Source organism: Nocardia sp. NPDC051832 (assembly GCF_040681285.1).
Taxonomy (GTDB): Bacteria; Actinomycetota; Actinomycetes; order Mycobacteriales; family Mycobacteriaceae; genus Nocardia.
In genome coordinates, this window is the sequence record NZ_JBFAYL010000003.1 from 1,146,222 (window position 1) to 1,165,833 (window position 19,612).

The following is a 19,612-nucleotide window of genomic DNA, read 5'->3' on the forward strand; positions in this document are numbered from 1 at the left end:
GCAGCCGATCAGAGGATGATGAAGCCGAGGATGCCGCCCATCGCGGCGCCGAGGATGCCGCCGATCAGGGCGCCGGGGATCGCGCCCACGACGAAGTACATGGTGCCGATCGCCCCGAAGATGGCCGCGCCGATCGCCGCGCCGATGGCGCCACCGGCCAGCGCGCCCAGCATGCCGATCTCCTTGGCCCGCGGGTATTCCTGTGCCTGCGGCACCGTGATGTCGCGGAACGCGGTGTTGAACGCGACCGGGTCGGCCACCGAGCGCGCCGGCGAGCGCAGTGTCAGCGCGGAGCCGTCCGCGGTGATCTCCGGAATCAGGTTGATTTGGTGATCGGCGATCTGGAATGCCATCGGGAACTGCGCGACGAGCGTGCCGTCGGGCGCGGTAACGGTGACTGCCGTTGCCTCCGGGGTCAATTCGAATTTGCCGGAGGTCAGCTTGGTGTAAATACCGGTACCGTCCGCGGACAGGCTGGTGGCGTAGTTGACGCCGTGATCGGTGCCATTGATCAGAACGGGATCGCTGTCCACCGGCTTGGCGTTGGTGGCGCCCGCGGTAATGCTGGTGGCCGCGATAGCCAGGAGAGCAGTCACCATCCATTTGCCAAACTTCATGTACTTGCCTTTCGTTGCGGGAGTAGGAAGTTAAAGCCTTGATGGATACCTGATTACGCGTCCATATCTTGAGCTATTCGGCTGTAGCTATAGATTAACCAAAGGGTGTGTCGCGAAAATGTTCTCGCCCAAGGACCTTAGGGTTAGCGGCATGCGGGCGATCGCGAACTATGAATTCGGGGGACCGGAGGTACTGCGGGTCGTCGACGTTCCGGTGCCTGAGCCGGTGGAAGACGAGATCCGGGTCGCGGTGCGCGCGGCCGCGGTCAACCCGTCGGATTGGAAGATTCGGTCCGGCGCATTGGTTTTCGGGGGCGATCGATTCCCGCAGTTTCCCGGCTGGGAAATCGCCGGGGTCGTCGACGCGCTCGGTCCCGACGCGCACGGGCACGCGATCGGTGATCCGGTCTTCGGGTGGACGCGCAGCGGCGGCTACGCGCAATACGCCGTGAGCCGGGCGCTGGCGCGTAAACCGGTAGGGCTGGACTGGGCCGACGCGGTAGCGCTGCCGATCGCGGTGAGCACCGCCGCCAAGGTGCTGGATATGTTGCGGTTGCGCGCGGGCGAGACGTTGCTGATCAACGGCGCCTCGGGGGCGGTGGGGTCGATGGCGGCGCAGTTCGCGATTGCCCAGGGCGTCACCGTGATCGGGACCGCCTCGGAGCGGAATCAGGATGTCGTGGGTGCACTCGGCGCGCTGCCGACGACCTACGGACCAGGTCTGGCCGACCGGGTCTGGGCGATCGCTCCGTGCGGGGTCGACGCGGTGCTGGATACCGCGCAACACGGCGGGTTACCCGCCGCGATCGAACTGCGCGGCGGCGCCGACCGGATCATCGCCATCGCCGACTTCTCCGCGGCGCAGCTCGGCGTGACCTCCGCCGCGCCGCACGGCGTCGACGCGGTCTTCGACGCGGGTCCGCCCGACACGATCGAAGAGCGGGGCACGACCCACCGGATCATCGACTATTCCGCGGCGTGGCTCAGCGTTCCCTCGACCGGCGGAACACCCGGCCCGCGCTCGGTCGAGCGGGCCGCCGAGGTCGCAAAACGGGTGGTAGCAGGTGATATTCGGCTGCCCGGCCCGGCCCGCACCTTCGCGCTGGAGCACGCGGCGCTCGCGCAGCACGAGATGGAGCACGGCCGCGGGCCGGGCAAAGTCGTCCTCATCGTCGACTGATGTGGGTCAGCTACCCGGGAAACCCGGCGGCAGCGGGGCGAAAGCCGCCATGAACTTCGGGCCCGGCGGGAGGCCGCGCAGCAGCGCGCTGGTCCACGCCACCGCGGGCGGCCAGCCGGTCACCGCGTTGACCACGTGCTCGGGGACCGGCACGGTGTAGAAACGAAGGTCCGCGCCACGGTCCCAATAACTTTGGACGGTGGGGAGCACGACCTTGGCGGGCGGGATCAGTTCGTCCCAGATACCGTGCCACCACAGGACCGGAGTGTCCGGAATGTATTTGCCCAGGCTGTTGTCCTCCAGCGCCCGCATCACCGACGGCGTGCCCTCCAAGGACTTGCCGGGCTGGAAGTAGTCACTGATCGGGCGGTACATGCCGGTGGCGGCGATCGTCGCGTAGCAGCGGCTCTGGAAATCGGCGAGGATCTGCTGGCCCTCCGGCGTCAGCAATTCCCGCGCGTTGAACGCCTCCGGATATTCGCGCGACAGCGAGGCGAAACCGAGCCACATGGTGAAGTTGCTGATTCCGGTGAGTCCCGGCTGCTGTTCGGTGGCGAATTGCGCCTGTGCCACCAGGTTGCCGGGTGTCCCGCCGATAGTGGTGCCGAGCAGCCGCACATCCGGCGCGTAGGACTGCCGCAATTCGGCGGCGCGAATGGAACCGGAACCGCCGCCGGAATAGCCGTAGAGGGCGATACCGGAATCGGTGAGACCCAGGCCCGGCTCGCTCTTCATGGCGCGCAGGCTGTCCAGCACCATCTTGCCCTCGGCATAGGTATTGAAAGTGTTGAACTTGCCGTCGAAGTCGGGGACGTTGATGGCGAAGCCCTGCATCAGCCAATACACCGCCAGCGCGGCTTCTTTCATGGTGCCGGTCTGCAAGGTGTAGGACGGGTTGCAGGTCGAACTGGTGGAGTCGATGGCCTCCTGGAATGACACCACCGGTCGCGCGCTGCCCTGCCACGGAATACCGGGCACGATCACCGTCGTCGCGGTCACGATCGGATTGTCGTGCACATCGTTGGAGCGGAACAGCAATTGCTTGGTGTACACCGGGAACGGAATTCCCAGCAGCCGCGTCTGGACCTCGCGCGAACGCACGATCTGGCCCGGCGCGTAGGCAGCCAGATCCGCGGGATCGGCGTACCACGGATCCTCGGCGGGCGTCGGAATCGGCAGCAGGTCGTAGAGCTGCGGCTCCGCCGGCAATTGCGGCAACTGATTCTGATCCGGCGGAAAAGCCGGAAGCCCCGGTTGCGCGGACGCGACGCCCGCGCCACTCGCCACCACACACACCGACGCCAGCGCCAGCGCGAGTCGTCGGAGATTTTTCCTGGCCATTTCGCAGTAACCTCTTTGTTCCTGTGTGGCCGGACACAGATGTCCAGCTCGTATGGTCCAGCACACAGGATGTCAGAGCAGAGTGCTATCGGCATACGGCCGACGCTGGGCGACGGCGCTTGTGCATGTGCACGGTTCAGGGTCGGGCCTTGGTTTCCAGCCGCCGGGCCACTCGGGCGGCCATCAGGGTGGCGATGCCTTCGGGCTGCTGAGGATCGTGGCCGGTCAGATCGGCGATCCGGGTCAGCCGGTAGTTCACCGTATTGCGGTGGATGAACATGGTCCGCGCCACCGCGTTGTGGTTGAACTGCTGCTCGATGAACGCGTCCAGGGTGAGCGCCAGCGCGGGCTGGCCGTCCAGCGGATCGAGCACCGCGGCCAGGCCGGGCCGGGCCGGGCCCGAGGTGGCGATGGCGTACTCGAAGACCATGAAGGCCCGTTCGCACACGATCTCGGACCGGCGCAGCGAGCGGGCCACCTCGGCCACGATCTGCGCTTCGGCGTACGCGGCCGGAATGTCGGCACGGGCCGGGGCGGCGGCGACGCCGATCCACAGTTCCGGATGTGGTTGCGTCGCCGGGAAACCCAGCCGCGCGAGCAGGCTCGCCGCCGGTGCGGCGGCATCGCCGGGCCGCATCGGCAGCAGCGCCGTCCAGCCGCCGCTGTCGCGATGCAGCAGGGTGCCGGGCACGGTGTTGATGCGCCCGCGCAACCCGGTCAGCGTCCCGGGGGTGGGCTCGCCCAGCCGCACCACCGCCACCAGGAACTCCAGGCCCACCGGCGTCTCTGGATCCTGCGCCCAGACTGCCGGTTCGCGCCCGGTCAACAGCGCGTCGACCACCTCGCGCTGCCGCTCCAGCAGATCCCAGCGCGGCTGGCGCGCCTCGTCCACCAGTGCGACGGTGATGCGGGACATGATCAGCCCCAGGTAGTCGGTCACCCGGAGCGCGATATCCGACACCGCCGTGGCGTCGCCGATGACCGGAACCAGTTGCGAGAACAGGAATTCGATCCCGACGCGGTAGTTGTTCAGCACCACGGTCAGCGGCATGCCGTCGTGCACCAGGTTCACCGCGCGCAGCACCAGCGGTGCGGTGTCCTCCTCGGTCGGCGGCGTTTCCTCGATCAGATAGCGGAAGAACAGCGAGACGTTCAGTGTCGCGCTGGGCACGAAATCCGCGTCCATGAGCGAGGACGGAAGTTCGTTGTAGGGCGGGGCGTCCGCGCTGAACGCACCCACCAGCGCCACGGCCTGATCCCGCAGCCGCTCCAGGTCGGCCCGCCGTGCGGCGGCTTCGGCACTGCCAGTCCGATCGGACTCGGTCATGACACATCCTTGTGGCTATCGCCCGGCGAATTGTGCCAACGATAACCGCGATGATCAGGACCGCGCGAGAGCCTCCGGCCTGGGGAACACCGCCGATTGACATCGCGCGCCATCCGAAATACCGTGGGTATTCGAATACTGGCGGTATCCAACGAGGAGGTTGGGCATGATGAGGTGTCGGTCGGCGTGTGCGCGGGAGGGCCTGCGATGACCGCACCTCGGGAGCCGCGCATTGTGATCATCGGGGCGGGTGTGTCCGGAATCGCCAGTGCTATCACCTTGCAGCGCAATGGTTTGCACGACTTCGTGATCCTGGAGAAGGGGTCCGACGTGGGCGGGGTCTGGCATTGGAACCATTACCCCGGCCTGACCTGCGATGTGCCCTCGCAGCTGTACCAGTTCGGTTTCGCCCCGAATCCGAAGTGGTCGCAGGTCTTCGCGCCCGGGCCGGAGATTCAGCGCTACCTGGCCGACGTCGTCGATCAGTTCGGGCTGCGCGAGCACGTGCGAGTGAACTCGGAGGTGGTGGCCGCGCGGTTCACCGGATCCGGGTGGCGGGTGCAGACCGGCGACGGGACCGTGCACGAGGCCGACTTCGTCATTGCGGCCACGGGTGTGCTGCATCATCCGGCCATGCCGGATCTACCCGGCCTGGACGACTTCACCGGCGAGGTGCTGCACACCGCCCGCTGGGATGACGCGACGCCGACCGCGGGCCGCCGGATCGCGGTCATCGGCACCGGATCCACCGGCGTGCAGGTGGTTTCGGCGTTGCAGCCGCACGCGGCGCAGCTCACGCATTTCGTGCGCAGCCCGCAGTGGGTGATCTGGGCGCCGATGTGGCTGCCGCAACCGGGCATCGTCGGCGCGGTGCTGGATCGGCTGCCCGAGGTCAACAAGAAGCTGTACCAGGCCGGGATGGCCGGGGCGAAGCTGTTCACCGATGTGGTCACCCGGCCCAGCTGGCGGCGGCGCGCGGTCCAGGAGTACGCCCGGCTGAGCCTGCGCGCCCAGGTGCGCGACCCGGAGCTGCGCACCCGGCTCACTCCCGACTATGAGCCGCTCTGCAAGCGACAGGTGTTGTCCGGCAGCTACTACCGCGCGCTGCGCGCTCGCAACGCGGAACTGGTCTCGGCGGCCATCGACCGGGTGACCCCGACCGGGATCCGCACCGCCGACGGCCGCGAGCACACCTTCGACCTGATCGTGTTCGCCACCGGCTTCCAGGCCCATAACTACATGCGGCCGATGAATCTGGTGGGCCGCGACGGGATCTCGATCGACGACGCCTGGGCAAAGGGCCCGCGGGCCTACCGGATGACCGCCCTGCCCGGTTTCCCGAACTTGTTCACAGTGCTCGGCCCCAACTCGCCGACCGGTTCGATCCCGCTGCACCACGCCGCGGAAGTCACCGCCCGCTATATCACCGCCTGGATACAGCGCTGGCGCGCGGGCGAATTCGATACCGTCGAGGTCACCGAAGCCGCCACCGATCGCTTCGACGCCGATGTCACCGACGCGCTGGGCCCGACTGTCTGGAATACCGGCTGCAATTCCTGGTACTTCACCGAGGGCGGCAGCATCGACCTGCTGCCCTTCGACCGCGCCACCATGGAAAGAATGCTCGCCGCTCCCGACGACGCGGATTTCCACCTGCGGAAACTGTGAACCGATAAACGCGACCGAGCGGCGGGTATTACCGCGCGGCCAGGCGGACGACCGGGTATTCGCGGTCGGACTTGCTCTGGTATTTCCCGATGCGGGGCTGGGCGCTGGTGATGATCTTGAAGGCTTGCTCGCGCTCGGCGCCCTGGAGCCGCTGCGGGAACACCGCGACCGGGCCGCCGCTGTCGGGCAGTTCGATGGTGGCCTGGTCGGGATGGGCCATCAGGTTGGTGTACCAGGCCGGATTCTGGCTGCCACCGCCCGAGGCGATCAGCAGCCGGCCTCCGGCGCCGTCGTCGAACCAGGCCACCGGCGTCTCGCGCGGCTCGCCGCTGCGCGAACCGATGGTGTTCAGCACCAGGACCTCCATGCCCGCGAAGCCGCCCTTGCCCTTGCGGACCTTGCGATTCATCCGGGCGTTCATCTTCTTCTGCATCCAGGTCGAGAATGCTCCGGGAGTGCCGGCCTTGCGCTGCTTATCGGACATTGTCTTCCTCCGTCACAAAGAGAGCCGAATTCCAGCTCTTTCAGCGTTTGTGCTGTTGCAATCAACGTTAGGTGCGAGGCACCTTCTAGAGCTTCTCGATTCCTGACCGGTCCCGCTGGTGATGAACAGCACTGTTGCGTAACAGTTCGGCCGCGGCGAGAGACTTAGATGCAGTGAAGCTTTCTGCCCTACGCAACACCGCCGCGGTCGCGCTAGCCGCCGCCCTCACGACGACGCTGCTCGGTGGCACCGCTTCGGCGGCCCCGGAAAAGTCCTCGGCCGTCACCTCGATCGTCAAAGAGGGACGCAACTGGCATTTGAAGGTCTACTCGGCCGCGATGAACACCGAAATCCCGGTCGACGTGCAGCGCCCGGCCGACGAGTCGACGCCGGCGCCGAACATCTGGCTGCTGAGCGGCCTCGACGGCGGTGAAGGCAGCGCGAGCTGGCAGGCCCGCACCGACGCGCTGCAGTTCCTGTCCAGCAAGCCGGTGAACGTGATCCTCCCGATCGGCGGGCGCGGCAGCTACTACACCGACTGGCAGCGGGCCGACCCCGAGCTCGGCCTCAACAAGTGGAAGACCTTCTTCACCGAAGAGCTGCCCCCGCTGCTGGACAAGACCCTGAACTCCACCGGCCTGAACTCGCTGGCCGGCCTGTCCACCTCGGGCACCTCGGTGCTGCAACTGGCCGAAGCCAAGCCCGGCCTGTGGAAGTCGGTCGCCGCGTACAGCGGTTGCGCGCAGATCGCCGACCCGATCGGCAAGCAGGCCGTGAAGTTCTCCGTCGAGACCTGGGCCGGCGGCGACACCAAGAACATGTACGGGCCGGACGACAGCCCGCTGTGGGTGGAGAACGACCCGGTCATCAACGCCGAGAAGCTGCGCGGCACCAAGCTCTACCTGGCCAGCGGCAGCGGCATCCCGGTCGCCGCGGACGTCTTGTACTACCTGAACCAGGCGCCCGGCCCGATGGGCGCGGTGAACCTCAGCCTCGGCATGATCATCGAGGGCGCCACCAACGCCTGCACCATGAACCTGAAGAACCGGCTGGATTCGCTGTCGATCCCCGCGACCTACCAGTTCAACCCGGTCGGTACGCACTACTGGCCGTACTGGGAAGAGGCCCTGCACAAGTCCTGGCCGCTGCTGGCCGAGGGCATGGGTATCGCGCCCTAACCCGTTTCCACAGTGACTGCCCGTCGGCGTACCCATCCGCCCGGCGGGCATTCCTGTATGACCACTCCGAATGTCATGTGGGTTGCGCCACAGTCGAGCTGACCAGGCGCGACGCGGGCCGTCTTACCCGGGCACGTTTCGCTCCCGTGGGACGGGTATGCCGAGAGTGTCAGCCGTTGCCTGATATTTGGAGGTAGTTGTGCCCGAACATACGAGTGGTCCCCGTGAAGGAATCGAAGGCGTCGTCGAGGACGTGAAGGGTAAGGCCAAGGAGGCCGCCGGCATCGTCACCGGTAACGAGGGCCTCAAGGACGAGGGCCGCGCCCAGCAGGACAAGGCCGAATCCCAGCGTGAGGCCGCGAAGAAGGAAGCCGCCGCCGAAAAGGCGCGGGCGGAAGCCGACATCGACGAGGCCCGCCAGGCCGGTCACCAGAACCGCTGACGGGAACTGATGCGGGTGGTGGTCGCGATCGCGACCACCACCCGCATCGTCGTTTCCGGGGTCAGCGTTCGGCGGGGACCACGTGCACGAAGGTGCCGTCGAGGGTGGTCGCGTAGTAGCCGCCGTCGTTGTACTCGTCGGCGAGATAGAACCGGAGCGTGGGCTTGTCGTCGTTGAACGACCAGTTGTCGATGATGATGTAGCGGCTGGTCGGATTCGCCAGGCCGATCTGCTCCTCGGCGGTGCGGAACAGCTCGGGAATGAGGTCCCAGTTGATCGAGCCGAGTGGGATCGTGGGTTCGGTGAGGGTTCCGCCGGGTCCGGTGTTCGTGGCCGCCGATTTGGTGCGGTCGTACCGGTACGAGTCGTACACGGTGGGGCGGTTCGACGGCGGCGCGCCGGTGATGATGTAGTCCGGGTAGATCACCGTCTCGGTGAATTCAGTGCTACCGGAAGCCTTTTCGAGCGCCGCGATGGCTTGGCGGATGGCGTCCGGGGTGTGCAGGCTCGGGCTGGCGGCGGGGGCGGGGGTGTCGGTCTTCGTGGGGACATTCGGGCCCGGCGCCACGCTGGGCTCCGTTCCCGGTTCGGTCGGTTGCGCCGCCGGAGTGTCCGTCGAGGACGTCCACAACGTGATCGGCACGGTCGCCGAGGCGATCAGCAGGGCGGCGATTCCGCCGATGACGAGGGCTCGCCGACGGCGTTCGGTCAGCCGGGGCGTATGCCGAAGTTGTTGTGCGGCAGCAGGTCTCGCCCCTCGATCGGAAGGCGGGAACTCCCGCGGCGTGGGTGCGTAGTCGGCCGCGTGCGGCATCGAAGGCGAGCCGGATAGGTACTGGCCCCCGGGCGCCGAGTATTGATCGGAGTGTTGCGGTCGGCCGGGTGTCGAGTGCGGACCGGAATTGTGTGGCTGGCCCGGTGCCGGTGTGGGGGAACGGTATTCGCCGGGGGGAGTGACCGAGGTGCGGGTCGTCGATTCCTGGCCCGGGAACGGCTGTGGCATCGCGACGAGCGGCATGGACGGTACCGAGGTGGCGGCGATCGCTTGTGCGAGAAGCTGATCCAGCTGGTCGATCGACGGACGATGCTCCGGACCGGGCACCAGTAGGGCATCCAGCGCGGGCGTCAGGGGCCCGGCGCGCCGTGGCGGCGGAACCTCGCCCGCGAGTACCGCGGCCAGCACCGCGACGGTGGTCTCCCGCCGCATCGGGTGAAACCCCTCCACCGCGACGTAGAGCACCAATCCCAGCGACCACAGGTCCGAGGCGGGGTAGCCCTCTTTCCCGCCTAGTCGTTCCGGCGCGACGTACTCCAGCGATCCGACCAGGTGCCCGGTGGAGGTCAGCCCGTTCAATCCGTCGATCGCGGCGATCCCGAAATCGGTGAGCACCGGCGAACCATCCTCGCGCAGCATCACATTCGCGGGCTTGATGTCGCGATGCAGCACGCCCACCGCGTGTGCGGCGCGCAGCCCGGCGAGGATCCCCCGGCCCAGCCGTGCCGCCACGCCCACCGGCAGCGGCCCCGCGGCCAGCCGATCGGCCAGGCTCTGCCCGCGCACCAGCTCCATCACGATCCACGGATGCGCCTCGGCCTCGGAATTCACGATGTGATGCAGCGCCACCACATTCGGATGCCCGATCCGCGCCAGCGCCCGCGCCTCGCGTAACACCCGCTCGCGCTGCACCGCCGGCGAACTGGCCCCGGGCGACACATCCGGGCGCACCTCCTTCAGCGCCACCTCCCGATGCAGCATCACGTCCATCGCGCGCCACACCGTCCCCATGCCGCCACTGCCGAGCGGCTCGATCAACTCGAAACGCCCGTCGACCACTGTCCGCCCGGAAATCACGGCGTCAGCCTATGGCGTCCACCGCGCCCGCGCGATACCCCGCCCGGCGTGGCAGTTGCTATCTTCTTGACAGAGACTGTCATATGTGGAGATACTGCCACCTATGGCGAGTGGAGCGGTCTCCCTGCGGGAGCGGCAGCGGCGGCAAGTCCGCGCGGAGATTCAGCGCGCGGCGTTCGAGCTGTTCGCGCGCAAGGGGTTCGACGCGGTGACGACCGAGCAGATCGCGGCTGCCGCGGAGATCTCGCCGAGCACCTATTTCCGGCATGTGCGCAGTAAGGAAGACCTGCTGCTGGACCCGGTCCGGGAGGGCGGCGCCGGACTCGCCGCCCTGCTCGAGGAGCGGCCGGAACGGGAAGCCGCGGATGTCGCGCTGGCGCAAGCGATCTTGACGCGGTCCACCGCGCTGGCGGCGGCCGAGCTGGAACAGTGGCGCGCCGCGTTCCGGAGCGCGCCGCAGCTGCTGGATCGGGTGGCGCTGGTGCCGCCGGAACACCGGGCCAGGTTGATCGAGCTGGTAGCTCAGCGAATGTCCAGCGATCCAGCGGTGGACAGCAAGCCCGGGCTGCTGGTGCATCTGATGCTGGCGGCCGCCGAGTTCGGCTACCTGCAATGGCTGCGCAGCCCCGACAACGCGGCGGCGTCGCTGCCGGTGTGCATCGAGGGTGCGCTCGACGCCGTGCTCGACAAGCGCTGGACCACAGGCTGAACCGCCGGCACCGGCGGGATCGACAACAGAACAGAGATGAGGACCGAAGATGCAGGACACCGACAAGGTCGACCTGGTCGTGGTCGGCTCAGGAGCCGCCGGAATGGCCGCGGCCCTGACCGCCGCACACCACGGCCTGAGCGTGATCGTCATCGAGAAGGCGCAGCACTGGGGTGGTTCCTCGGCGCGCTCCGGGGGCGGCTTGTGGATTCCCGGCAATTCCGCACTGCGCAGCCAGGCCCCGGCCGACGACGTCGAGGCGGCCCGCACCTATCTGAAAGACATCATCGGCGCACACGGGAACGCGGCGCGAATCGACGCCTATATCGATCGCGGTCCGGAGGTCTTCGACTTCCTGGCACGGCATTCGCCGTTGGAAATGCGCTGGGTACCGGGCTATTCCGACTACTACCCGGAGGCGCCCGGCGGGCGCGCGCACGGCCGATCGGTGGAGCCGAAACCGTTCGACGCCCGGCGACTCGGGGCCGAACTGGCCACGCTGGAACCGGACTACGCGGCCGGACCCAGGAACTTCGTCCTTACCCAAGCCGACTTCCGCCAACTGCATCTAGGTCTGCGCAATCCGCGTTTCCTGTTCCGCGCGATCGCGATCGGCGCGCGCTGGGCGACCGGCCAGCTGTTGCGCCGGCATCTGCTCACCCGCGGCCAAGCGCTGATGGCGATGCTGCGCGCCGGGCTCTTGGACGCGAACGTCCCGCTGTGGCTGGACACCCCGCTCGTCGCGCTGCGCGAGACCGACGGTCGCGTCACCGGAGTGCTGGTCCGCCGCGACGGTGTCGAGCAACTCATCGAAGCCCGCCGCGGTGTCGTGATCGCGGCCGGCGGCTTCGAACACAACGCGGAGATGCGCCAGCGGTATCAGCGCGAGCCGATCGGCACCGACTGGACCGTCGGCGCGAAGGCGAACACCGGCGACGGTATTCGCGCGGGCCAATCGATCGGCGCGGCCGTCGAATTCATGGCCGATGCCTGGTGGGGGCCGTCGATCCCGCTGCCCCGGGTGCCCTGGTTCTGCCTGGCCGAACGCAACCTGCCGGGCAGCATCATCGTCAACGAGCGCGGCGAGCGGTTCATGAACGAGTCGCTGCCCTATGTCGAGGCGACGCACCGGATGTACGGCGGCGAGTACGGCCAGGGCGCGGGCCCCGGCGAAAACCTGCCCGCCTGGCTGATTTTCGATCAGCGCTACCGCAACCGGTATTCGTTCGCGGGCTTGACCCCGCGCCAGGCGATTCCGCGTCGCTGGCTGGAATGCGGCGCGGTGACGCGCGCGGATTCGCTCGCCGAGCTGGCGGACCGGATCGGCGTCCCCGCCGCGAAACTCGAAGCCTCGGTCGCACGGTTCAACGGCTTCGCGCAGCAGGGCAAGGACGAGGATTTCGGCCGTGGCGAAAGCGCGTACGACCGCTACTACGGCGATCCGCGGCAGCGTCCGAACCCGAATCTCGGCGCCCTGGACAGCGGCCCGTTCTACGCCGCGAAGATGGTGCCCGGCGATCTCGGAACCAAAGGCGGCCTGGTCACCGACGCGGTGGGCCGGGTGCTGCGCGCCGACGGCAGCGCCATCGACGGTCTGTACGCCGCGGGCAATGCCAGCGCTCCGGTGATGGGGCACACCTACGCGGGCCCGGGCGCGACCATCGGTCCCGCGCTGGTCTTCGCCTACCTCGCGGTACTCGACGCGGCCGGACATCCGGCTGCGACACCGGCTCTTTAGACACACGCACGCCCGCTGTGCGATCCACAGCGGGCGTGCGATTGGGCCGGTCGGCTTACGACGGGCCGGTGGTGAGCAATTGGTTGAAGAACGCGCGGTAGCCGCGGAGGGCGTGGCGCAGGTCTTCGGTATCGGCTTTATCGGTCCAGCGGTGTTCCAAGGTTTCCTTGCGCTCGGCGAAGGTGGCGGTGAGGTGATCGATGGTTTCCGAGACCAGTTCCTGGGCGCGGCTCACAGCGTCGTGCGGATTGTCGACGAAATTGCCCTGTAGCTCGCGCCATTCGACGCGTAGGCGCTCGACCTCGTCCTCGGCGAACAACGGACTGCTGGCATCGCCATCGGTCTGGGTCGACACCGGCTGCTGTGCTTGGGGTTCGGCGGCTACCACCGGCTCGTGCGTTTCGGCGGCGGCTACTGGCTCGTGCGTCTCGGTTTCGGCTACAGGGTCCTGCGCCTCGGCCTCGGTGGACGTCCCATAACCGGGATCCGGCTCGACAACCGGGGATTCCTCGGTCTCGGCCTCGTGCCGGTACTGCGCCCGATCCGGGTCCGCGCGCAATTCCGATTCGGTGTCCGGCTCGGCGCTGGTCGGCGCTGTCTCGGCCGATCCCGATTCGGTGGCCTGGTCGGCGCGGTGTGTTGCGGACCAGCTGTCGGGGTCGTCGCCCGGCATCGGCTGATCCTCTTCGGCGTCATGGGGCTTGGGGTAGGCCGACTCGTCCGCCGGGTCGGAATCCGCGGGCTGAATGCCATGGACGTGCTTGGTGCTCATTACTTCATGTCCTTACTGTGCTGGGAGTGGCCGTTCATCAGGTCCTGGAAGAGTTCGCGATAGTGCACGATCGCGGTCCGCATTTCCTCGGTGGAGGCGCCGTTCTCCTCGGGCCGGGACGCGATCTCGTGCGCGGTCCGGTAATGGCCCAGGGTGGCGGCGTGCTCCACCGACAGATCCGCCACCTGCTGGTCGTAACCCTCGGTGGGGTAACCGCGTTCGGCCATGATGGTGGTGACCAGCCGGTCGGCGGCGACCACGGCCTCGGCCGGATGATCGACGAACTGTTCCTGTACTCCGGCCCACTCCGTCAGGTACTGCTCTTTGCGTTCCTGCGGGAGTTCCCGCAGGTCGAGTTCGGAGTGCCGACGTTCGCGTTGCGCCAGTTCGCGTTCGGCGGTCTTGCGATCCTCGGCTTCCTGAAGGGTCCGGTCGTACTCGGGCCCGAATTTCTCCCGCAGTCGCCGCCTGCGCAGCATCGGCCAGAGCAAGAGGCCTAACAGCGCGAGGACGACTATCACCGCGATAATCACCACTGCCAACATTCCGGAAGACACCGCATTCTCCTTCGACGAGCGTCTGTTGTTCCGGTAGTGCCTCGCAATCGCCCGCTCAAACGTCGGTTTTCCCGCGGCAGCACACAGCAAAATGGGGCCCCGTCGCCGACGGGGCCCCCAGTTGTCGGTCAGTTACCGGCTGGCGAGCCGCCGGATGCGTTCCCGCACCCGCGCCTCGTCGACGCCCAGCCGCGCGCAGGCGCGCGCCAGGTCGACGGCCGGAAATGCCTGCGGCGCACGGTCGCACGCGTCGATGACGGCGACCGGACGGCCTTCGCTGGTCAGGATGACGCGCTGCTGCTTGCTCGCGTCGACGAGCCAGTCGACCCCTTTCAGGGAAGCGGTGGAGACCGGAATTCGTAATGGGCCCATGGTGTTCAGTGAACCCGACTCGTGCGCAAAGCACACCTCGAACCCCTGAATAGGTACTGGTGGGGCCACAGGTGCGGGAGTCAATCCGGCTGGGGCACTGAGTGACTCAGTGCCAGGTATTGGTCCAGCGCTGCTTGGCCCAGCGCCGGAGCCGCCGGCTGACGAGCAGCCCGGGTAACAGCAGGACACCGGCCAGCAACATGCCGACCAGGATCAGGCCCGCGAGGAGTTCGCCGAGAGCTTGCACGGCGGCGGGGATTACGCAGGCCGCGGCCACTATCGCGAGCACGACGGCGGCGGTGGCGTGGCCGGAGTCGGCGAGGATGGCCGCCGAGGTGCCCAAGCCCGCCCCGATCACCAGCCCTAGGACACCGAGGAGGTAATTGTCCCAGGAAAGCCAGGTAGAGGGTTCTGTGCTGCGGTGCTGTCCCACCGTCCCCAACCTAGTGGGATCGGCTACGGACACAACGGGTTCGTGTCGATTGTCCGCATCGATGTCCTCCCCTAGGGCCGGGGCCAGGGGTTGTTCTCCTTCGCCTCGATCGAGGCGTTGAACCGTGCGACGAGTTTGCTCAGCTGTTCGACATCGGCGTCGTCCCAGTCGGCGACGACCGAGCCGATGCCGTCGCGGCTCTGCGCGCGGTCGTGCGCGAGCAGCTCCAAACCCTGGGCGCTGGCCCGGATCTTGCGCGCGATGCCGCCCTCGGGGTCCGGAACTCGTTCCACCAGACCTTGTTTCAGCATCGAGCCCACTTGACGGTTGATGGTGGAGACATCGAGCTGGAAGGCCTCGGACAGTTCGCGCAGGCTCAGCGGCTCGTCGAGTTCGAGCCGGATCAGCAGCAGGTAGGCGGAGCGGTCGAGCCGGAAGCCGGGCCGGCGTAGCACCGAGGTGGGGAAGTGCCGGGAGAGCAGGGTCATTTCGTAGACCAGGCGCGGCAGCGCCGCAAGCTCGTCGGACATGGCACCACTATGTCGGCCGCATCACGCCGAGAGCAAATTGTGCACAATACATAGGATGTGTACCGTACACATGCATGACCATCGCCGAATCCAGCGCGGAAACCACCGACGCGAGTCCAGCGACTCGACGCCCCGCGCCTGCCGTGCTGATCGCGACCCTGGGCATGGTCGGCGTCGTCGTCTCGCTGATGCAGACCCTGGTCATCCCCATCATTCCCTCGCTGCCCACGCTGCTGAGCACCTCGGCCTCCAACGCGTCCTGGGTGATCACCGCGACCCTGCTCGCGGGCGCGGTATTCACCCCGATCAGCGGCCGGCTCGGCGATATGTTCGGCAAGCGGCGGGTGCTGTTCGTGAACCTGCTGTTCCTGATCGCCGGTTCGGTGGTGTGCGCGAGCTTCTCCTCGCTGCTGCCCGAGATCATCGGTCGCTCGCTGCAAGGCGCGGCGGTCGGCGCCATCCCGCTGGGCATCAGCATCATGCGCGATGAACTGCCCGCCGAGAAGGTGGGTTCGGCGATGGCGATCATGAGCGCCACCCTGGGCGTGGGCGGTGCGATCGGCTTGCCGGTCGCCGCCGCGATCGCACAGAACGCCGACTGGCACATGCTGTTCTGGACCGCGGCCGGCATGGGCGTGCTCTGCGCGGCGCTGGTGTTCTTCTTCGTCCCGGAGTCCCCGGTGCGGACGCCCGCGCGGTTCGATTTCGGTGGCGCCGTCGGCCTTTCGATCGCCTTGCTGGCCTTGCTGATCGCGATCACCAAGGGCGCGGACTGGGGCTGGGCCAGCGGTTCGATCCTGACGCTGTTCGCGATCGCGCTGGTGATGTTCCTCGCCTGGGGCTACTACGAACTGCGCCAGGCCGCCCCGCTGGTCGATATCCGGGTGTCGGCGCGCCCCCGGGTGCTGTTCACCAACATCGCCTCGATCGCGGTCGGCTTCGCGCTCTACGGCATGTCGCTGACCTTCCCGCAGTTGCTGATGGCGCCGGAGCAGACCGGCTACGGCTTCGGGCTCTCGATGGTGAACGCCGGACTCGTGATGGCGCCGACCGGACTGGTGATGATGCTGCTCTCGCCGGTGTCGGCGCGGCTGTCGGCGGCGCGCGGCCCCAAGGTGACGCTGATGCTCGGCTCGGCCGTCATCGCCGTCGGCTACCTGCTGGCCGTGTTGTTGATGGACAGCGTCTGGCAGATCATGCTGGCCTCGATCATCTGCGCCGGCGGCGTCGGCCTGGCCTACGCCGCGATGCCCGCGCTGATCATGGGCGCGGTGCCGATCACCGAAACCGCTGCCGCCAACGGACTCAACTCCTTGATGCGCTCGATCGGCACCTCGACCTCCTCGGCGGTGATGAGCGTGGTGCTGGCGCACATGACTATCCAGCTCGGCGCGCACGTGCTGCCCTCGCGGGAGGGTTTCCACACCACCTTCTTCATCGCGATGGCGGCCGCTGTCGTGGCGATCGCGCTGACCGCGTGCATCCCGATGGGAAAAAGGACGTAATTCGTCTACTTTGACAGGGGGATGACGAAGGACCGGGGGAGCATGAACAAGCAGAAGGCCGGGCGCTGGGCCGGGTTGGGCGTGGTGCTGGTGGCGCTCGTCGTCGCCGCGGTGCTGGGGGTGCGCCTGTGGCAACAGCATTCGGGTGAATCCGCCGTCATCGGCGAGAACCTCACCAAGTTCCCGGCCCTCGACAAATCGGCCCTGAGCGCCGACCAGTCCCGGCTGATCGCGGTGCTGCAACGCGAGTTCAAGGATCCCGGCGCGGGCACCAAATACGCCGAGGGCCAAGTAGAACCGTGGTGCGCCGACTTCGTCAGCTGGACCATGCGCGAAGCCGGGCTGCCGCTGGCCAACCCGAACTCCGGATCCTGGCGCATTCCCGGCGTCTACACGCTGCAGGAGTACTACCAGAGCGCCGGTCGCTTCACCCGGCTCGCCGGCTATCAGCCGCGCACCGGTGACGTGCTGCTCTACAGCGATGCCAGCCCGTTCACCCAGCACACCCATATCGTCCTGGCTTACGACCGAGGCGAGGTCACCACCATCGGTGGCAACGAATTCGACGATGTACGAATCAGTCGATTTGTACTCGCGGACGTACCCGGGGTGGTGGGAATTGGCAAGTTGCGCGGTTGATCAATCGGCGAGTCTTCGCCCGCGCCTTACCATGGAGTAGGCAGCGCCCGGCAGCGCTGTCGACTAGGGGCCCTGTCCTGCTACCCCCTCATCAGCAGGACAGGGATCCCGCCTTGTACAGGGCGGCGCAAGCCGCCCGACACCTAGTTCGCGTAGCGTGTCCGGTGTCCGTCTTCAGGTAAGGGTTCCGGAACATTGCAGCCGATCGAAGCCATGAGCGCCGTGAGCGCTGATCCGATCTGGATCGACTACGCAGAATTCGGAGAGCGCTTCGTCGCGCAGGCGGTGACCCAGGAGCGGATCGTCGCGGCGGTGGCCGGAATGGCCGGTCGTGGCGTGTCCATCGGCCCGTACTCCCTGGGGCCCGCCGGTCTGGCCGGATTCGTCGCCGAGGGCAAAGTCGGCGAACCCGTCGTGCTGCGGCAGGACCCGCACGTCATCTACCAGGTCACCGTGCCGCTCTCGCTGTCGGTAAAGGTGTTGCTCGGCGGGCAGAAGCTGCGGCTGTCGGCGGTCGTCGACATCGATCTGGCCCTGCACGCGCGCACCGCCGACCCGGTGCTCATCGTCATCGATATTCCGCCGATCACCGCGCGCGACGTCAGTTTCGTGCTGCGCGCCCAGGCGATCGCCGCCTCCTGGGAATGGCTGCTCGGGCCGCTGGCCGGGGTGGTGCAGAACGAGGTGGCCAAGCGGGTGAACGCGATCCTGGCCGAACCGCAGGCGCGGCGCGGGCGGGTTTTCGATGTGGCGGCCATCGTCGGCGGGACGAAATCTCCGCATCGCGACCGGACCGAGTTCGACTGGATCGACTACGGCGAGTTCGGGCACCGCTTCTACGAGCGCATCGTCACCCGGGACCGGGTGTTCGACGTGGTGCGCCGGATGGCCGGCCGTCCGATCGAGGTCGGACCGCTGCGCACCGGGCCCGGCAAGAAGGCCACGGTGCATGTGCAGGGCTCGATCCTGGAACCGGAGCTGACCGACCGCAAGGCCGAGGAAGTTTCCTTCGATCTGTTGCTGCCGGTAAGCCTGGACATCACCGTCGACGTCCTGAAGTCCAACCGGTACCGCGCGGATGTCCGTGTCCCGCTGGTTTTGACCGCGCGCGCCGCCGACCCGCTGGCGATCGTCATCGATGTCGACCCGTTCACGAGCGCGGACATTCAGCTCGAATACAAGGCCGAAGGCATGCGCGCGGCTACGCTCGGCGCGCTGGCGGGCATCAAGAAACAAGTTGTCGCCCAGGTCGCGAGCGTTATTCGCAAGGAATTGGCCGATGCCTCGGGCCGCACCATCGACGTCGCGGCGCGAATCGGCGGGGCCACCACTCGCTAGTGACCGGTGGGACTCGTGTGATGAGTGAGTCCGATGGGTCTGGCGGTTCCCCTGTGAATGTGGTGAAATGAGTTTACGTTCGAGGCTCCCGGCGCGCGGCTGCAGGAATGTAGCCACCTTGGGGAAGGTGCGCCGGGCACGCTGCCCATAAAGGTGCGCAATTTCTTCCCGCGCACCCCTGCGGTTTGTGCGAAGGAGTCTGCGTAATGGAGTTGTCCCGCCGTTCTCTTTTCACCTGTGCCGCCGCGGTCGCCGCCGTCGGGTTGACCGCGCCGCGCGTTTCCGCCGAACCGTTCGGCACCCTCCTCGACTACGCGGGCGGCGTGCCGTCCGTCGACGCGATCATGCAGGCCGGGCATCTCGGCGCCATCCGGTATGTCTCCGACCGGCGCCCGGGCGCGGAATGGATGGCGGGCAAACCGCTGCTGGCCGGCGAAGCCGAGGCGCTGCGCGCCGCCGGGCTCCAGGTGGTCTCCTGCTACCAATTCGGCAAGGGGCCCACCGCGGACTGGCGCGGCGGTTTCGAAGCGGGTCAGCGGCACGCGGAGCGCGGCCTGGAATTGCACCTGGCAGCGGGCGGCCCGCCCGATCGCCCGATCTATACCTCGATCGACGACAATCCCAGCGCCGAGGAATTCGACGCCATGATCCGGCCGTATCTCGAAGGCTGGGAATCGGTGGCCGGGCACCAGAACACCGGCGTGTACGGCAACGCACCCACCATCGACTGGTCCATCGCCGCAGGGCTCGGTTCCTATTACTGGCAACACAATTGGGGCACGCCGCAGGGTTATGTGCACCCCGCCGCGCACCTGCATCAGTTCGAAATCGACAAGCGGGTGGTCGACGGCATCGGCGTCGACCTCAATCACATCCTGGCCGAGTCCTACGGACAGTGGTGAACGCCTGACGCGCGAGATGGAATGCTGT

General features: G+C 67.5%; 20 protein-coding genes. 10 read left to right on the forward strand and 10 right to left on the reverse strand.

Features of this window, described 5'->3' with window-relative positions; translation table 11 throughout:
- Positions 1-8: 8 nt before the first annotated feature.
- Positions 9-617, reverse strand: a complete 609-nt coding sequence (locus AB0M14_RS23025) for a hypothetical protein (protein WP_364998121.1) — start codon at positions 615-617, stop codon at positions 9-11.
- Between the two features lie 151 nt (positions 618-768).
- Between AB0M14_RS23025 and AB0M14_RS23030 the strand changes: the two genes are divergently transcribed.
- Entirely contained in the window at positions 769-1,797 is a 1,029-nt protein-coding gene (locus AB0M14_RS23030) for an NADP-dependent oxidoreductase (RefSeq protein ID WP_364998123.1), read from the forward strand.
- A 6-nt stretch (positions 1,798-1,803) separates the two neighbouring features.
- On the opposite strand, the gene AB0M14_RS23035 is transcribed toward AB0M14_RS23030, so the two are convergent.
- Together AB0M14_RS23035 and AB0M14_RS23040 are read right to left on the reverse strand one after the other, a co-directional pair.
- The gene (locus tag AB0M14_RS23035; protein WP_364998125.1) at positions 1,804-3,138 is read right to left on the reverse strand and encodes a lipase family protein; all 1,335 of its coding nucleotides are present in this window, start codon (positions 3,136-3,138) and stop codon (positions 1,804-1,806) included.
- A gap of 136 nt (positions 3,139-3,274) precedes the next feature.
- Entirely contained in the window at positions 3,275-4,465 is a 1,191-nt protein-coding gene (locus AB0M14_RS23040) for a helix-turn-helix domain-containing protein (protein WP_364998127.1), read from the reverse strand.
- Positions 4,466-4,672: 207 nt separating this feature from the next.
- Here AB0M14_RS23040 and AB0M14_RS23045 point away from each other — a divergent pair, with 207 nt between their 5' ends.
- Entirely contained in the window at positions 4,673-6,133 is a 1,461-nt protein-coding gene (locus tag AB0M14_RS23045) for an NAD(P)/FAD-dependent oxidoreductase (RefSeq protein WP_364998129.1), read from the forward strand.
- Positions 6,134-6,161: 28 nt separating this feature from the next.
- On the opposite strand, the gene AB0M14_RS23050 is transcribed toward AB0M14_RS23045, so the two are convergent.
- Positions 6,162-6,617, reverse strand: coding sequence for a nitroreductase family deazaflavin-dependent oxidoreductase (locus AB0M14_RS23050; protein WP_364998131.1), 456 nt, complete (start codon positions 6,615-6,617; stop codon positions 6,162-6,164).
- Positions 6,618-6,790: 173 nt separating this feature from the next.
- Between AB0M14_RS23050 and AB0M14_RS23055 the strand changes: the two genes are divergently transcribed.
- Both AB0M14_RS23055 and AB0M14_RS23060 read left to right on the forward strand, forming a co-directional pair.
- Positions 6,791-7,795, forward strand: coding sequence for an alpha/beta hydrolase family protein (locus AB0M14_RS23055; RefSeq protein ID WP_364998133.1), 1,005 nt, complete (start codon positions 6,791-6,793; stop codon positions 7,793-7,795).
- Between the two features lie 199 nt (positions 7,796-7,994).
- On the forward strand, positions 7,995-8,237 hold the full coding sequence (locus tag AB0M14_RS23060) for a CsbD family protein (protein WP_364998135.1): 243 nt from the start codon (positions 7,995-7,997) through the stop codon (positions 8,235-8,237).
- Positions 8,238-8,298: 61 nt separating this feature from the next.
- Here AB0M14_RS23060 and AB0M14_RS23065 read toward each other — a convergent pair whose 3' ends face one another.
- The gene (locus tag AB0M14_RS23065; protein ID WP_364998137.1) at positions 8,299-10,089 is read right to left on the reverse strand and encodes a protein kinase; all 1,791 of its coding nucleotides are present in this window, start codon (positions 10,087-10,089) and stop codon (positions 8,299-8,301) included.
- A gap of 103 nt (positions 10,090-10,192) precedes the next feature.
- Between AB0M14_RS23065 and AB0M14_RS23070 the strand changes: the two genes are divergently transcribed.
- Together AB0M14_RS23070 and kstD are read left to right on the forward strand one after the other, a co-directional pair.
- The gene (locus AB0M14_RS23070) at positions 10,193-10,798 is read left to right on the forward strand and encodes a helix-turn-helix domain-containing protein (protein ID WP_364998139.1); all 606 of its coding nucleotides are present in this window, start codon (positions 10,193-10,195) and stop codon (positions 10,796-10,798) included.
- A gap of 49 nt (positions 10,799-10,847) precedes the next feature.
- Positions 10,848-12,536 carry a 3-oxosteroid 1-dehydrogenase gene (kstD, locus tag AB0M14_RS23075; protein WP_364998142.1) on the forward strand — a complete coding sequence of 563 codons (1,689 nt, stop codon included), beginning with the start codon at positions 10,848-10,850 and terminating at the stop codon, positions 12,534-12,536.
- 55 nt (positions 12,537-12,591) lie between these two features.
- Here the strand turns inward: kstD and AB0M14_RS23080 are convergent, their stop codons facing one another.
- The 5 genes from AB0M14_RS23080 to AB0M14_RS23100 form a co-directional block, all read right to left on the reverse strand.
- Positions 12,592-13,308 (reverse strand): hypothetical protein, encoded by a 717-nt coding sequence (locus tag AB0M14_RS23080; RefSeq protein ID WP_364998144.1) that lies wholly within the window; start codon positions 13,306-13,308, stop codon positions 12,592-12,594.
- Complete coding sequence (locus AB0M14_RS23085) at positions 13,308-13,865, reverse strand: hypothetical protein (RefSeq protein WP_364998146.1); 558 nt, start codon at positions 13,863-13,865, stop codon at positions 13,308-13,310. The genes AB0M14_RS23080 and AB0M14_RS23085 overlap by 1 nt, the downstream gene beginning before the upstream one ends.
- 132 nt (positions 13,866-13,997) lie before the next feature.
- Positions 13,998-14,237 carry a hypothetical protein gene (locus AB0M14_RS23090; RefSeq protein WP_364998148.1) on the reverse strand — a complete coding sequence of 80 codons (240 nt, stop codon included), beginning with the start codon at positions 14,235-14,237 and terminating at the stop codon, positions 13,998-14,000.
- Positions 14,238-14,343: 106 nt separating this feature from the next.
- Positions 14,344-14,670 (reverse strand): hypothetical protein, encoded by a 327-nt coding sequence (locus tag AB0M14_RS23095; RefSeq protein ID WP_364998150.1) that lies wholly within the window; start codon positions 14,668-14,670, stop codon positions 14,344-14,346.
- 71 nt (positions 14,671-14,741) lie between these two features.
- Entirely contained in the window at positions 14,742-15,200 is a 459-nt protein-coding gene (locus AB0M14_RS23100) for a MarR family winged helix-turn-helix transcriptional regulator (protein WP_364998152.1), read from the reverse strand.
- A gap of 164 nt (positions 15,201-15,364) precedes the next feature.
- Here AB0M14_RS23100 and AB0M14_RS23105 point away from each other — a divergent pair, with 164 nt between their 5' ends.
- The 4 genes from AB0M14_RS23105 to AB0M14_RS23120 all read left to right on the forward strand — a co-directional run bounded on the left by AB0M14_RS23105 (position 15,365) and on the right by AB0M14_RS23120 (position 19,584).
- Positions 15,365-16,705, forward strand: a complete 1,341-nt coding sequence (locus tag AB0M14_RS23105) for an MFS transporter (protein WP_364999024.1) — start codon at positions 15,365-15,367, stop codon at positions 16,703-16,705.
- A 42-nt stretch (positions 16,706-16,747) separates the two neighbouring features.
- Positions 16,748-17,344, forward strand: coding sequence for a CHAP domain-containing protein (locus AB0M14_RS23110; RefSeq protein ID WP_364998154.1), 597 nt, complete (start codon positions 16,748-16,750; stop codon positions 17,342-17,344).
- 213 nt (positions 17,345-17,557) lie between these two features.
- The gene (locus tag AB0M14_RS23115; RefSeq protein WP_364998156.1) at positions 17,558-18,682 is read left to right on the forward strand and encodes a hypothetical protein; all 1,125 of its coding nucleotides are present in this window, start codon (positions 17,558-17,560) and stop codon (positions 18,680-18,682) included.
- A 206-nt stretch (positions 18,683-18,888) separates the two neighbouring features.
- Positions 18,889-19,584 carry a DUF1906 domain-containing protein gene (locus tag AB0M14_RS23120; protein WP_364998158.1) on the forward strand — a complete coding sequence of 232 codons (696 nt, stop codon included), beginning with the start codon at positions 18,889-18,891 and terminating at the stop codon, positions 19,582-19,584.
- Positions 19,585-19,612 lie beyond the last annotated feature (28 nt).